The sequence below is a fragment of the Bartonella grahamii subsp. shimonis genome (assembly GCF_036327415.1).
Lineage (GTDB): Bacteria > Pseudomonadota > Alphaproteobacteria > Rhizobiales > Rhizobiaceae > Bartonella > Bartonella shimonis.
In genome coordinates this window covers 1,521,056-1,535,702 of sequence record NZ_CP123961.1, presented here as the reverse complement: position 1 = coordinate 1,535,702, position 14,647 = coordinate 1,521,056, and the positions used below count along the sequence as shown (strand labels likewise).

Sequence of the window (14,647 nt, the reverse complement as noted above, 5' to 3'; positions counted from 1 at the left end):
TTTATAACCTTGATTCTTTTGATTCGTTTTTTGTGGAATTTCCTTATGATGAAAGAGATACGTAAAAAGCCTCACGTATTGATTGTTGAAGCACGTTTTTATGAGGGGATTTCTGATGCGCTTTTGAGAGGTGCAGTGAATACTTTGCAAAAAGCTGAGGCAAGTTATGATGTTGTAACAGTTCCTGGAGCGTTAGAAATACCAAGTGCAATAGCTTTTGCTGAACAAAATAAGATATCTTATGATGGTTATGTTGCTCTTGGTTGTGTTATTCGGGGTGAAACATATCACTTTGAAATTGTTGCTAATAATTCTTGTCGTGCATTGATGGATTTAACTGTTCATCAGCACTTGGCTATTGGAAATGGTATTTTGACTGTTGAAAACGAAGAACAAGCATGGGTGCGTGCAAAACTAGATGACAAAAATAAAGGTGGTTTTGCGGCTGAAGCTACTTTATGTATGATCGCTCTAAAAAAGAGATTTGGAGATAATCGTTAAATATGGCTGATATAAAAAGCAGACATTTTCCGCGTTCAGCCAATAAACGTGGAGCAGCAAGACTCGCTGCAGTTCAGGCACTCTATCAAATGGATATTGTGGGTTCGGGAGTGATGGAAACGGCAGTTGAGTATGAGGCTTATCGTTTGGGAAAAGATATTGACGGAAACCAATATCTTGAAGCTGATTTTCAATGGTTTTTGGCTATCATAACGGGTGTTGTAAAAGATCAAAAGCAACTTGATCCTCTGCTTCATCAACAGCTTTCTGCAGAGTGGTCTCTTTCACGTCTTGATTCTATATTGAGAGCAATTTTACGAGCAGGTTTATGGGAGTTGATCAACCGTAAAGATGTTCCTGTTGCGGTTGTCATGAATGAATATGTCGACATAGCAAAGGCGTTTTTTGAAGGTGATGAGCCAAAACTTGTTAATGCAGTTCTCGACAGTATGGCAAAAAAAGTTCGCCTCTAAGAGCTATAAATTCCCCTATTATTAGGTCTGATATTATCAGACCTAATAATATTAAAACAGTATACAGACTATATGATTTAGTTATGGGGTGGCAAATTCGCAGGACCTTTTATAATTTGAATTAAGAAAGGATGTTCTTTTGTTACAGTTGGTGTTGTTTGTGTAATAAAATCAAATACTTGACCGTCTTGTAATCCGTAATTAGCAACTTTTGCAACCTGATTATTTTTATTGAAGTAAATGGCTAAAACTTTGCGATCAATAATCTTTGTTTTCATAAACTGCATTCCACGATAGCGGGTCTGTGAAATGTAATAAAAAACTTCATTATCATATTTTGTTTTTAATGAAGGTGTCCCTAAAGTTAAAAGAACTTGCTCTTGACTTGAGCCAATAGAAATGGAACTTAGAGCATTTTTATCAAGAACATAGCCCTCTCTATAAATTTGGCTCGAGCCTGAAGAATCAAGAAGATTACAGCCAGCAAGCATTCCTATGCTTGCTATTGATAGACCAATCAATAGTTCACGTTTGATTAAGGCTATTATGTGAGGCATTTGAAACAATGATATCTCCTTTTTTACTGAGATGTAGGACAAGAAGGCAACCTCAAGTTTTTTCTAATTTTAGCTTAATCTACCGTAGCTTACACTGAGCTTCCCTGTTATAAAGCAAATTATGCCATATAGAATTTCTTTAGAAAAGAAAAAAATGCATGAATACTTGAGATAAATAAAAACACAGTGCTTTTTGCGTTTTTATGTTTGGGAGTTGTCAATGAATGTTCAAAATGTTCCTCAAATGACATTTGCTTTGGTTTATCCAGTGTCTGTACGTTCTCTACCTGCTAAAGGTATAAGGGTTCATCTTTGTGCAAACAAAAAAGAATGTACACATTTAGCTCAGAACCATGATTTAATTGAAGTAAAATCTTGTGAGGGAAAATTCCATATTTTCCCGTGGAAAAAACGTGGAGTGCGTATAAAAGGTCTGTTGCAAGCGCGTATACTACAGTTATGTGTTGTTACATTAGAACCATTAGAAAATATCCTTTGTGAAAATATTGAGGTTGTTTTTGTTCCTGAAGATTCAAATTTGATGAAGCCCAAAATATCAGAGGATACAGGAGAGTTGTTTTTAGATGCGGAGGGCTTTGATACTCCTGAAGTGTTTTATGACGATAAAATTGATATTGGTGCAATCATGGAGGAGTTTTTTGAGTTGTCTATTAATCATTATCCACGTAAAGAGGGGATAAAGATGAATATGGTTGAAAATTTAGAAGAAGCAGAGCAAAAATTTTCGCCATTTTCTGTTTTAAAAAATTGGAACTGATTGTAAAAACATAAAAATATCTTTTGTATGCTAAAAGGTATTTTTTGCGGAGTGATTTTTGCAAGATGTGCTTTGTGAGTGTTCAGAAGCCAAAAATCATAATATGTGTTTAAAGATGTAAATGAAAAGATGTGGGATATGCAAGCGTGATTAGAATTTCTGTGGATGTCATGGGCGGTGATTACGGTCCAGAAGCAGCTATTGCAGGAGCAGCAATTGTACAAAAATATTTACCAAATATTTATTTTCTGTTTTATGGAATAGAGGAGGTTGTTCGTCCGGTTTTAAAAAAATATCCTTGTTTGGATTCTGTATCGTGTTTTTGTCCTACAGAAAATTATACACGTATGGATGAAAAGCCAAGCCAAGCACTTCGTAATGGACGTGGCAAATCATCAATGTGGTACGCTATTGAAGCGGTAAAAAATGGTGAAGCTGATACTTGCATTTCTGCTGGTAATACGGGTGCACTTATGGCCATGTCTTATTTTTGTTTGAAAATGCTAGCAGAGGCTGAACGTCCTGGTATTGCAGGTATCTGGCCAACACTTCGCAGTGAGAGTGTCGTTTTAGATATTGGAGCAACAATTGGTGCATCTGCTAGTCAGTTAGTTGATTTGGCGGTTATGGGAGCGGGTATGTTTCGAGCTTTATATCACACTGAAAGACCAAGTGTTGGGCTTTTAAATGTGGGGGTGGAAGAGGTTAAAGGACTTTATGAAATAAAAAAAGCAGGAATGATATTGCGTGAAGTGCAATTAGAAGGATTGGAATATAAAGGATTTGTTGAGGGCAATGATATTGGAAAAGGAACAGTCGATGTTGTTGTGACAGAGGGGTTTTCTGGTAATATTGCTTTAAAAACCGCAGAAGGAACCGCACGACAGATAGGAGAGATTTTAAACACTGCACTGCGCAGTTCTTTTTTAACATCTCTTGGTTATTTTTTATCACGGGGTGCTTTTCGTATACTGAAACATAAAATGGATCCCGATAGGGTGAATGGGGGAGTGCTTTTAGGTTTGAATGGTGTTGTTATAAAAAGTCATGGCAGTGCTAATGCTAATGGTTTTGCTTCTGCTATCCGCGTTGGTTATGAAATGGTTAATAATGGACTTTTACAAAAAATAACGGCTGATTTACGGCGATTTCATGAGAATAAAGAAACGCTTTTTAATCAAGAAGATGAAGCGGTGATGAATGGGGAGCCCTTATGATAAGCTCTTATAATAGAAATGAAAAATTTGAAGAAAAGGTAAGAGCTGAATGATTCGGTCAATTATACGTGGTGTAGGAAGTGCTTTGCCGAAAAGAAGTTTATCAAATGATGAGATTGCAAAGTTTGTTGAAACGTCAGATTCATGGATTATTCAGCGTACAGGAATACGCCAACGTTATATTGCCAGTGAAAATGAAACAACTGTTTCTTTAGGAGTTGAGGCTGCGCAAGCAGCACTTACAAATGCTGGTTTAACAACAAAAGACATTGATTGTATTATTTTAGCAACATCCACCCCAAATCGAACTTTTCCTGCTTCTGCTGTTGAAATTCAGAGTGCTTTGGGAATGAGCCATGGATTTGCTTTTGATATTCAAGCTGTTTGCTCTGGTTTTATTTTTGCTTTAACGACAGGAGATTCTTATTTACGGTGTGGAGCAGCTAAAAGAATTTTAGTTATTGGATCTGATACATTTTCTCGAATTTTAGATTGGGAAGATCGTACAACATGTGTTTTGTTTGGTGATGGTGCGGGTGCTGCTATTTTGGAAGCACAAGAAATTGAGGAGAGTGTTGCTTTTGAACGTGGTATATTGTCTGCGAAACTGCGCTCTAATGGTGCTTATATAGATAAGCTATATGTTGATGGTGGACCTTCAACAACACAAACGACAGGCCATTTGCGTATGGAAGGACGAGAAGTCTTTAAATATGCTGTCGGTATGATAACGGATGTGGTTGATGATTGTTTCGCAGCTGCAGGTATGGATTCTTCACAACTAGATTGGTTTGTACCTCATCAGGCTAATAAGCGCATTATTGAAGCATCTGCTAAAAAACTGGGAATTTCACCAGATAAAGTTGTGATTACCGTTGATCAACATGGTAATACGTCTGCGGCATCAGTTCCATTGGCTTTAACAACAGCTGTTTGCGATGGAAAAATAAAAGAAGGAGATCTTATCATGTTAGAAGCCATGGGAGGTGGATTTACATGGGGAGCAATTCTTATTCGTTGGTAAATTATGGCTACTTGACCATATTTGAAGAAAACGTATAAGTCATTTTGTAATTTTTAATATTTTAATAGGTGGTTATAATGACAAGTAAGACAGTAACGCGTGCAGATTTAGCGAGCGTAGTTTGTAAAAGAGTGGGCTTGTCACATACTGAATCAGCAGCTTTAGTCGAATTGGTTTTGGATGAGATTTGCAACTCACTTGTAAGAGGTGAAGCGGTTAAGTTATCTTCTTTTGCAACTTTTCAGGTTCGCAGTAAAAATGAGCGTGTTGGGCGCAATCCAAAAACAGGTGTTGAAGCACCTATTCCGCCGCGACGTGTTGTGACGTTTAAGGCTGCCAATGTTCTTAAACAGAGAATTTTAGATTCGCATCGTGCAAGACAGAAAAAGTTATAAATAAATGCCATAGTATATTTGGTATTTGTTAAAAAAATGATAAAATAGAGGTCTTTGTTTTTTAGAAAAAGACTGTTGAGTAAGTCGTCAATGATGGTCTTATTTTTGACTAATCTTGTTGAGAAATTGAGACAGAATGAGTCATTGTAAAGTAATTTATTTTGTTTTAAATAAGGTTTTGCAAAATGGATAAGAGCTCTGATGCTTTTCGCACAATTAGCGAAGTAGCCGAGTTACTGGAGCTTCCGCAGCATGTTTTAAGATTCTGGGAAACACGTTTTAGGCAGATTAAACCAATGAAACGTGGGGGAGGAAGGCGCTATTATCGTCCGGTCGATGTTGATTTGCTCAATGGTATCAAGCAGTTATTATATGATCAGGGTTATACGATAAAAGGTGTGCAACGCCTTTTGAAAGAAAATGGTGTTGCTTTTGTGACTGCATTGGGTAATGGTGATCTTGATGCTATGAATGTGGTCATAGAGAAGAAACACGCAGAACAAACTTCTGAAAATGCTAGCAATAAGTCTAAGAAATCTTCTTTTGGCCTTTTGAGTTTCATGAGGAGTGAGGGAGAAACATCTGTTGGTTCTGTGAATCTTTACAAAGATAAAACCGATAAAGCATTGTTGCAAGAAATCCTGTTTGAACTCATTGAATGTAAGCGTGTTCTTGATAGAGCACGATAACAATAATATTTTTATATTTTATATGTGTTTCTTTTTTAGCAAAATATATGTTTTAAATTTTTTTACAAATCAATATCTAACATCTAGTCCGCCAATGTGTTTCGTAGATATTTAGATGTTTTATAGATGTGCCCAGAGATCTATATGTTCAACAAGGAGTAATGTACCCTATATATGTAGATTTAACGGTTTTTTATAAAAGTTTTTAATTTGGAAAATATGAAGAAGAGAAAGAGTAAACGCTGAGTTTTGCCATTTTTCTTTGATTTAGCTTTTAAAAGTTAAGGCAATATCTCATCAGTGTAGATTGCGGGATGTAGAATGTCATTGGTTACCAATTCATGTGCTTGTTTTAAAGAGATGTTTCTTAAGGCTCCTTGAGCTTATTTTACCATGATGCCTCGTGAATGATACAATGGCAAACCCGTTGAATACCACTATTTTTACACTTATGTAAGAGAAAGTCGGCATCAGCATTATAGTTTGCCTGCCCTCAATGATTACAACAATTCTTAGCACTTGAGTCGGTTCATTGTGGGTATTTTTAAAGTCCTTCTTCAATAATTTTTATCCACACACTTATTCCGCTTGTCTCGTACAAGAAAATGATTTTGATAGATTTAACATAAACATATTTTAAATAAGAATTCTATGATATTCGAGAAACCTTATTTAATATGAATAACGATATATTATCATTATAAATCAATACACTGCCTTTTTATAAGGACTTGTCTTACAAATAAGACATATTATTGTTCAGCTAATTTCACATATTTTTTATTAATAAAGATAATCTTGTTTTCAGTCTTCTTGCTTGATGTTGCTATAATTATCGTAACTATCCATGAGCATAGCACCATCTTTTTATTATAAAGGTAAAAGACTTAATGTTATTATTAATACTCAATTGTCTATGATTTTCGCATTTAAACGGCTCATAGCTTAACATTCAACTTTTTTACCAATCCACCTTGTAGAGAGTAATTACGTGATTTTTACTGATGATCGGTAATTATGTATGAAACCGAAAAACTCTATTCGATCAAATCGTTTGATCTTATACAAAATTGATGCTTTATAGTAAAAAAATAGTAAAAAATCAATGTCTTACCATCTTTTACGATGTTATGCCTTTATTAAACGCTGTAAATCTGGAGGTGTTACCTCATTTGAGAGTTGCTTAATCGCATCTTCTATAGATAAAAGAGTTTGATTTGTACTTCCTAAGCGGCGCATATTTACGCTGTTTGTTTCAGCTTCACGTTTGCCGCATACTAAAATTACGGGGACTTTTTGTAAAGAATGTTCTCGTATTTTATAATTAATTTTTTCATTGCGGAGATCTATTGTTGCGGAAAGCCCAATAGCTTTAAGTTTTGCCGTTATTTTTTGGGCATATTCATTTGCTTCGGATGTAATTGTTGCAACAACAACTTGTTCAGGAGCAAGCCAAAGTGGCATATGTCCAGCAAAATTTTCGATTAATATACCAAGAAAACGCTCCATTGATCCAAAAATAGCACGGTGGATCATAACAGGTTGACGTTTTTCTGAATCTTTATCAATATAGAATGCACCAAAACGTTCAGGAAGATTAAAATCTATTTGTGTTGTTCCACATTGCCATTCACGGCCAATAGCATCCTTTAATGTATATTCAAATTTTGGACCATAAAATGCTCCCTCACCTGGAAGAATACTTGTTTTGATTTGTCCTGCAAATTTTGTTTCAATCGTTTTAAGGACAGATTCCATGATACTTTCTGCATGATCCCATAATGAATCAGATCCAACTCGTTTTTCTGGACGTGTTGAAAGTTTAAGACTAATTTCTTTAAAACCAAAATCAGCATAAGTTGATAAAATAAGATCATTAATACTGAGACATTCATCGGCTAATTGTTCATCAGTACAAAAAATATGCGCATCATCTTGCGTAAAACCACGCACACGCATAAGACCATGTAAAGAGCCTGAAGGCTCATAACGATGAACAAGTCCAAATTCAGCAAGTCTAATAGGCAAATCACGATAAGATTTTAAACCATGTTTAAAAATTTGCACATGACCAGGGCAATTCATTGGTTTTAGGGCATAAATATTCCCATGATTTGAAACTTCTGCTGCTGGAGTTACTTTGAACATATTTTCCTTATACCACCCCCAATGGCCAGATATTTCCCAGAGTGACCTATCTAGAACTTGTGGCGCATTAACTTCAGCATATTGATGATCATCAAGGCGTCTACGCATATAGTTGATCAAATTTTGGAACATTTTCCAACCTTTTTTGTGCCAAAAAATCATTCCTGGCCCTTCTTCTTGAAAATGAAATAAGTCCATTTCACGTCCCAAGCGGCGATGATCACGTTTTTCAGCTTCTTCTAGCATATGGAGGTAGGCTTTTAAGTCATTTTCATTTGTAAATGCTGTTCCATAAATCCTCGTGAGCATTGGATTATTGGCATCGCCGCGCCAATAAGCTCCTGCGACTTTCATTAATTTAAAAGCATTCCCAATTTGCCCTGTAGATTGCATGTGCGGTCCGCGGCAAAGATCAAACCATTTTCCTTGATAATAAATTTTTAAATCTTGATTTTCAGGGATGCTATCAATAAGTTCAACTTTGTAAAATTCCTTTTTCTCAGAAAAAATTTTTCTCGCTTTTTCACGAGACCAAATTTCTTTTCTAAAAGGTTTATTGCGTTGGATAATTTCACGCATTTTCTTTTCAATGACGGTGAGATCATCTAATGTAAAAGGTTGTTGGCGTGCAAAATCATAATAGAATCCATTCTCAATGACAGGACCTATTGTTACTTGCGTTTCAGGAAAGAGTTCTTGCACTGCTTCAGCAAGAACATGGGCGCAATCATGCCTTATGAGCTCAAGAGCGCGTGAATCTTCTCGGGTAATAATCTCTACTTGACCAGATTGTCCCAATGGATCCGATAAGTCTCGCGTGATACCATCAAGACTATAGGCGACTGCTTTTTTTGCGAGTGATTTAGAAATGGATTCTGCTAATTCCAAGCCTGTCATTTCGGCGGGGTAATTACGTTTTGAACCATCGGGAAAAAAAAGAGAAATAGAGCAAGACATAAAAACACCCTTTTAATCCAATTCCGCTAACGATTGCGGATGGTTTCGTGAAAATTGAGTAAAAAGCTTATAGACTGATTTTTTTATCAATACATACGAAAAAAGAAAAGGATTATTTGTTGTGTTTGTCAGAAATTTTCCAGTAACGCCAAGGTTTATAAAAACAGCAAGAATTTCCAAGAGAAATAGGTACTGGATCAAAGCCATCTGTTCCAAAGGGACCACAACGCATGATACGAAAGAGTCCCATCCATGCACCAGCCCAAAGCCCATGGCGTGCAATCGCTTCATATGTATATTCTGAACAAGTCGGAGTATGGCGACATTGATTGCCTATAAGACTCGAAAGTGTTACTTGATAGAAACGTATTAAGAAAATACCTAATAATCGTCCGGGTGTTTTTTGCCAAGTGCCTGTGTAATTTCGAGTCAATTTTTTTTGTCGAGATTGTGATTTGAACATTTATTTTTCTTCAATTTTTTGAATGCAGTCTATCGTTGCATCAAAGGGTAGTAGTGTTGCTGCATGGCGCACTTTATAGTCTTTAATGGGCTGTAAGCAAGAAAAATTCTCAAATGGAGCTTGAGGAGAAGGACCATTTTGCGTTAGCATTTTATAGATAACTTCACGCAATATTTTAAGATCTTGTGTTGTTTGTCCGATGATATGAGATGCTAAAAGTGAAGCTGAAGCTTGCCCTAGCACACATGCGTATATTTCATGGGCAAAATCCGTAATGATACCATTTTCCACTTTTAAATCTACAGTGATTGTCGAACCACAAAGGTGTGCATGTTTTCTTGATGTTGCATCAGGATTATTAAGACGCCCAATTTTACCTATATGTGCAGCATATTTAAGTATTTTATCATTATAGATATTATCAATCATACGCTATTGCCTGAAATTTTGAGAGTCGTGATTGTTTAAACTTTTAATTTGCTTATATAGAGATTATACAAAATGAAATAGGTATGGAGCAAATGCTTTGTATAGAGTAAGCTTGGAGTTTTTGAATGCGTAATATTGTTAAAGAAGACGCAAAGGATTCTTTTTTATCTGAAGAAAAGCGTCCGAGTATTGAAGAGGTGGAAAAAGCAATTCGTACATTACTCTTATGGATAGGGGAAGATCCAAATAGAGAAGGGCTTTTAGAGACTCCAAGACGTATGGCCAAGGCATATCGCGAGCTTTTTAATGGTTATAGTCAATCAGTTAAAGAAACTTTAGGCACAGTTTTTGAAGAGGTTTCAGGATATAATGAAGCCATAATCGTGAAAAATATACCTTTTTATTCACACTGTGAGCATCATATGATCCCAATTATTGGGAAAGCACATATAGCATATCTTCCTAATGAAAAAATTGTTGGACTTTCAAAAATTGTGCGTGTTGTAGATATTTTTTCTCGTCGTTTACAAACACAAGAAGCTATGACAGCGCAAGTGGCTCAAGCGTTAAAAACGTATCTGAAGCCTCATGGTGTAGCAGTATTGATTGAGGCTGAGCACATGTGCATGGCTATGAGAGGAATCCAAAAACAGGGCTCTACAACAATTACAAGAAACTTTCATGGTTATTATGAAAGAGATCAAGCTGCACAAGCACACTTTATGATGATGATTCAAAGATCGTAGTAAAGCCCATATTTTTAGTAATCTCTATTAAGTTATAAAGCATCCGGATAAAAATAAATTATGAGAAAAAGAAAATTGGCTTGTACCTTTCTTTATGATTTGTTAAAGGCTAAAAAAACAAAATGTTTTTCTTCACCATGTGCGGTCGTGGCGGAATTGGTAGACGCGCAGCGTTGAGGTCGCTGTGGGGCAACCCGTGGAAGTTCGAGTCTTCTCGACCGCACCAGTTAGTAGTGAGGCTCTCTGTAATGAGATGAGGTTATGTAGAGAGAGGGGATTTATGCGCATTATAGAAAAATCTTTTTTGTATGTTATTTGTTGATGTTTTGCTAATAATGTTTCATTTTTTATTACTTTAATCTGTGCATTTGAAATGTTATATTTTTATAGGGTGGGGTGAAGTTGCAGTGAGGAAGTATAATGATTCTGAGATATTTAGCACTTCTTATGAGATATTTAGCACTTCTTATTTGTATCTCTTTATTGTCAGCATGTAGTGATTCACGTGCTGTGCTTTGGCATGGAGTGCATGCAACTCCTTCTATGACTGCAGTAGAAAGGGAAGTTGAAGGGAAACCGGTTTCTCCAAAAGCCATCGTTCCAGTGTATGTTGCAACAAGTCGTATGATGCAAAATAGTTACGCTCAACCTTATGGTGCAGAGCGATCAAATAAAGTACATTATAATCGCGTAGATGTAGGAATTCCTCAGCAACATATAAAGGGCGTTGTTGAAATAAATGCGTATAAACCTACGCATGATAAGTATTTTGCAGCAGTAGCATTGCAAAAATACGATAATAAAGAACAGTTTAAACAGCAATTAAATGCTGCTTTAGAAAAAAAGCCAAAAGGAAAAAGAGAAATTTTTCTTTTTATCCATGGGTATAATAATAATTTTGCAGATGGTACATTTCGTACAGCACAATTTACACACGATTATTCTTTAAATGTTGTTGCTGTACATTATTCTTGGCCTTCCGCCGGATCTGTTCCTCTTTATATTTATGATCGTGACAGTGCTAATTTTGCTCGTGACGGATTGATAGAGCTTTTAACACTTATTAGTGAAACCAATGCTGATCAGATTTCGGTTATTGCACATTCTATGGGCAATTTTGTTATAATGGAAGCATTTAGAACTTTAGCCTTACAGAAAAAATATAAGCCTATTCATCGTATTACAAGTTTATTAATGGCTGCACCAGACATTGATGTTGATGTATTTGAGCGCCAACTTAATGATATAAAAAAACTCCCGCAGCCAACAGCTATTTTAGTATCCAGAGCGGATAAAGCTCTCGCAGTTTCAGGACGTCTTACGGGTGGGCATCATCGTGTGGGCGATGGCTCAGATATTGAAATGTTACGTAAAAATGGAATAGCTGTTCTTGATTTCTCTCATGTGGATGGGGGGGCACACAATGTTTTTGCATCTTCGCCAACGTTGATGGCTCTTTCTCGAGAGGGTTCTTTGGCTTCCACAATTATGCAAGGTACAGAATTGTCACCTAGTCAAGCTCTTCTTGCTGATGGTAGTAGTGTGTTGGAGAAAACAACACATCTTATTCTTTATACACCTGTACGTTTGTTTTCTCCACGGATTCCACGTTGATAGTGAAAAGAGAGAAGGGGCTCCATCGAATAATGCATTGGAGGTAGTATTTTTTAGCACTTTCTTTAGAATAGCTTTGTAAAATGAAAAATAAATAGCGGGATGAATGTAAAAGACAGTCATTAGGTGAGTTTGTGATGATTGCACGGAAACGCTATGTTAGTACGCCTACAGTTGTTGATTATTTATCTCATTCCGCAATTAAGTTGTTAGACATTCATGCTATGCTTGTGAAGGTGAGAAAAGGTGATATGGGGGAAAAACCAAATTTATTGCGTCAAATTGATTCTACAAAAAAACAGTTAGATGAGATAAGCCGTGCTCTTGTTTTAGAATATCGTAAACGCCAAGAAAATGAGCGTTTTTTAAAACAAATTCTACTATCCATTTCCGATCAACTTTTTGCACTTAATAATGGTTTTAAGGAAACAGGACGTCTTTTTTTTCAAGAAGTTAGAATACTTCAATCTCAGATGCAATGCTTATATGAGGGAAAAGAGAGGCTGCATTTGTTGAATAGCCAAGAATCTTTTTGTTCTTCATCAAAGATCGATGAAGTCATCAAACAGTTACAAAAAGCACGAGAAAAGCTTATTCTTGAAAGCCCACATCTCTTTGAAAAAAGCACAAAAGCTAAACAATAAAAGTGCTTTTAGTTGAGCAGATAGATAATTTGAATTTTACAGCAGAAAACGCTGTTAGATAAAAGACTATAATCTTTTTAAAGAAAAGGATTTGCTTTAATAAATGAAACACATGTATTTTATAATTACACTCTTTATCGCATTAAAGCTTTAAAAGACTTTGATTATATCTTTGCTAAAGTTAAGGCTGATGAAATTAGGTGGCTTTATTGAAGAAAATGTTTGTAGAAAGAATTTTCAAAAAACTTTCTGATTCTTTTAATAATAGCTCGCCGGATAATTTTACCAATGTTGTGAAATAGTTAGTATATTCACTAGAAACTTAAACTTTAATATTTTCCTTGATAGGAATTAGCTAAATTTAAAGCATATGGTGCCCCCAGAGAGACTCGAACTCCCGACCCCCTGATTACAAATCAGGTGCTCTACCAACTGAGCTATAAGGGCGCAACCATGTAGGGGTTAGCACAAACTCACAAAAAGTAAAACAGAAAATTATCAAATTTTGTACATATTAAAAGAAAACTATATAACAAATAAAAAATAACTAACTTATTTCCTCTTTTACCATTTTTTACAGCAAGGTTGAAATTATCCTTATGTTGATATCTTATGGAATCTTTTATAAGAATTCACCATTTTGCTATCGAATTACGAATCTGAAAATTTTGATTGATGAGCAAGGTATTTTTCTAGCCAGTGAATATTATAATTACCATCAGCAACATCCTGATTATTAATAAGATCGCGAAAAAGAGGTAGTGTAGTTTTTATCCCATCGACGACAAATTCATCTAGAGCACGCCGTAAACGCATCATACATTCTAAACGGGTACGCCCATGAACAATCAGCTTCCCAATCATGCTATCATAATAAGGAGGAATACGATAACCTGAATAAGCACCTGAATCAACACGAATCCCTAAACCTCCAGGTGTATGAAAATGTGTAATGGTTCCAGGTGATGGCGTAAAGTTAATAGGATCTTCTGCATTAATGCGGCATTCAATGGCATGACCAGAAAAACAGATATCATCTTGTGTCACTGAAAGCTTGCAGCCTGATGCAATATGGATTTGTTCATGGACTAAATCTATACCTGTAATTGCTTCAGTTACAGGATGTTCAACTTGTAAACGCGTGTTCATTTCAATAAAATAAAATTCGCCATTTTCATAAAGAAATTCAATAGTGCCAGCTCCACGATATCCAAGTTTGGCACAGGCATTTGCAACAATATCACCAATTTTTTTTCGTTCAGTTTCATTAAGTGCAGGTGATGTAGCTTCTTCCCATACTTTTTGATGCCGTCGTTGAAGTGAACAATCGCGTTCTCCTAAATGAATAGCATTCCCCACACCGTCACCTATGACTTGAATTTCAATATGACGGGGTTTTTCTAAATATTTCTCTATGTAAACAGCGTCATCACCAAAAGCAGCTTTCGCTTCTGAACGCGTTGTTTTGAGAGCTATAGAAAATTCTTGTTCAGAATGAACGACTTTCATACCACGTCCACCACCACCGGCAGAAGCTTTGATAATAACTGGATAACCAATTTCACGAGCAGTGCGTAAAGCATCTAATTCTTCAGTGACTGCTCCATCTGAACCGGGAACTACAGGAATACCAAGTTTTTTGGCGGTTTTCTTTGCTTCGATTTTATCGCCCATGATTCGGATATGAGCAGCTGTTGGACCGATGAATGTAATATCATGGGCTTCTAGAACATCTGCAAATTTTGCATTTTCAGAAAGAAAGCCATAACCTGGATGAACAGCATCAGCCCCTGTAATTTCACAAGCAGCAATAATTTGCTGAATACTCAAATAAGAATCGCGAGCGGGAGGAGGACCAATACAAACACTTTCGTCAGCAAGACGAACATGCATTGCATCTGCATCAGCGGTAGAGTGAACAGCTACGGTTTTTATGCCAAGTTCTTTACATGCACGTAAAACGCGAAGAGCAATTTCTCCCCGATTAGCAATGAGGATTTTTCGAATCATGG

General features: G+C 36.2%; 15 protein-coding genes and 2 tRNA genes. 11 read left to right on the top strand and 6 right to left on the bottom strand.

Annotated elements, in window-relative coordinates; genetic code table 11:
• Positions 1-45: 45 nt before the first annotated feature.
• Together QHG57_RS06815 and nusB are read left to right on the top strand one after the other, a co-directional pair.
• Positions 46-501 carry a 6,7-dimethyl-8-ribityllumazine synthase gene (locus tag QHG57_RS06815; RefSeq protein ID WP_330168994.1) on the top strand — a complete coding sequence of 152 codons (456 nt, stop codon included), beginning with the start codon at positions 46-48 and terminating at the stop codon, positions 499-501.
• Positions 502-503: 2 nt separating this feature from the next.
• The gene (gene nusB / locus QHG57_RS06810) at positions 504-974 is read left to right on the top strand and encodes a transcription antitermination factor NusB (protein WP_330167652.1); all 471 of its coding nucleotides are present in this window, start codon (positions 504-506) and stop codon (positions 972-974) included.
• A gap of 77 nt (positions 975-1,051) precedes the next feature.
• Here nusB and QHG57_RS06805 read toward each other — a convergent pair whose 3' ends face one another.
• Positions 1,052-1,531 (bottom strand): outer membrane protein assembly factor BamE, encoded by a 480-nt coding sequence (locus QHG57_RS06805; protein ID WP_330168826.1) that lies wholly within the window; start codon positions 1,529-1,531, stop codon positions 1,052-1,054.
• A 220-nt stretch (positions 1,532-1,751) separates the two neighbouring features.
• Here QHG57_RS06805 and QHG57_RS06800 point away from each other — a divergent pair, with 220 nt between their 5' ends.
• The 5 genes from QHG57_RS06800 (at position 1,752) to QHG57_RS06780 (ending at position 5,634) form a co-directional block, all read left to right on the top strand.
• Positions 1,752-2,309 (top strand): YceD family protein, encoded by a 558-nt coding sequence (locus QHG57_RS06800; protein WP_330167651.1) that lies wholly within the window; start codon positions 1,752-1,754, stop codon positions 2,307-2,309.
• Positions 2,310-2,455: 146 nt separating this feature from the next.
• The gene (gene plsX, locus QHG57_RS06795) at positions 2,456-3,526 is read left to right on the top strand and encodes a phosphate acyltransferase PlsX (RefSeq protein ID WP_330168993.1); all 1,071 of its coding nucleotides are present in this window, start codon (positions 2,456-2,458) and stop codon (positions 3,524-3,526) included.
• A 49-nt stretch (positions 3,527-3,575) separates the two neighbouring features.
• A complete protein-coding gene (locus tag QHG57_RS06790) occupies positions 3,576-4,550 on the top strand; it encodes a beta-ketoacyl-ACP synthase III (RefSeq protein WP_330167649.1) in 975 nt (324 codons plus the stop codon).
• Positions 4,551-4,627: 77 nt separating this feature from the next.
• Complete coding sequence (locus QHG57_RS06785) at positions 4,628-4,945, top strand: integration host factor subunit alpha (RefSeq protein WP_330167648.1); 318 nt, start codon at positions 4,628-4,630, stop codon at positions 4,943-4,945.
• Positions 4,946-5,130: 185 nt separating this feature from the next.
• Positions 5,131-5,634 carry a MerR family transcriptional regulator gene (locus tag QHG57_RS06780; RefSeq protein ID WP_330167647.1) on the top strand — a complete coding sequence of 168 codons (504 nt, stop codon included), beginning with the start codon at positions 5,131-5,133 and terminating at the stop codon, positions 5,632-5,634.
• A 1,128-nt stretch (positions 5,635-6,762) separates the two neighbouring features.
• On the opposite strand, the gene thrS is transcribed toward QHG57_RS06780, so the two are convergent.
• From thrS to QHG57_RS06765, 3 genes are all read right to left on the bottom strand, one after another.
• The gene (gene thrS / locus QHG57_RS06775; RefSeq protein WP_330167646.1) at positions 6,763-8,739 is read right to left on the bottom strand and encodes a threonine--tRNA ligase; all 1,977 of its coding nucleotides are present in this window, start codon (positions 8,737-8,739) and stop codon (positions 6,763-6,765) included.
• 112 nt (positions 8,740-8,851) lie between these two features.
• Positions 8,852-9,202 carry a membrane protein insertion efficiency factor YidD gene (gene yidD / locus QHG57_RS06770; RefSeq protein WP_330167645.1) on the bottom strand — a complete coding sequence of 117 codons (351 nt, stop codon included), beginning with the start codon at positions 9,200-9,202 and terminating at the stop codon, positions 8,852-8,854.
• Complete coding sequence (locus QHG57_RS06765) at positions 9,203-9,631, bottom strand: iron-sulfur cluster assembly scaffold protein (protein WP_330167644.1); 429 nt, start codon at positions 9,629-9,631, stop codon at positions 9,203-9,205.
• A 125-nt stretch (positions 9,632-9,756) separates the two neighbouring features.
• On the opposite strand from QHG57_RS06765, the gene folE reads away from it, so the two are divergent.
• From folE to QHG57_RS06745, 4 genes are all read left to right on the top strand, one after another.
• Positions 9,757-10,377: a GTP cyclohydrolase I FolE gene (gene folE, locus QHG57_RS06760; RefSeq protein WP_330167643.1), complete on the top strand. Its 621-nt coding sequence runs from the start codon at positions 9,757-9,759 to the stop codon at positions 10,375-10,377.
• Between the two features lie 141 nt (positions 10,378-10,518).
• Positions 10,519-10,603, top strand: a tRNA-Leu gene (locus QHG57_RS06755).
• 194 nt (positions 10,604-10,797) lie between these two features.
• Positions 10,798-11,991 (top strand): alpha/beta hydrolase, encoded by a 1,194-nt coding sequence (locus QHG57_RS06750; RefSeq protein ID WP_330168992.1) that lies wholly within the window; start codon positions 10,798-10,800, stop codon positions 11,989-11,991.
• A 137-nt stretch (positions 11,992-12,128) separates the two neighbouring features.
• Positions 12,129-12,635 (top strand): hypothetical protein, encoded by a 507-nt coding sequence (locus QHG57_RS06745; protein ID WP_330167641.1) that lies wholly within the window; start codon positions 12,129-12,131, stop codon positions 12,633-12,635.
• Between the two features lie 371 nt (positions 12,636-13,006).
• On the opposite strand, the gene QHG57_RS06740 is transcribed toward QHG57_RS06745, so the two are convergent.
• Both QHG57_RS06740 and accC read right to left on the bottom strand, forming a co-directional pair.
• Positions 13,007-13,082, bottom strand: a tRNA-Thr gene (locus QHG57_RS06740).
• Between the two features lie 204 nt (positions 13,083-13,286).
• Positions 13,287-14,645, bottom strand: coding sequence for an acetyl-CoA carboxylase biotin carboxylase subunit (gene accC / locus QHG57_RS06735; protein WP_330168991.1), 1,359 nt, complete (start codon positions 14,643-14,645; stop codon positions 13,287-13,289).
• Positions 14,646-14,647: the final 2 nt, after the last annotated feature.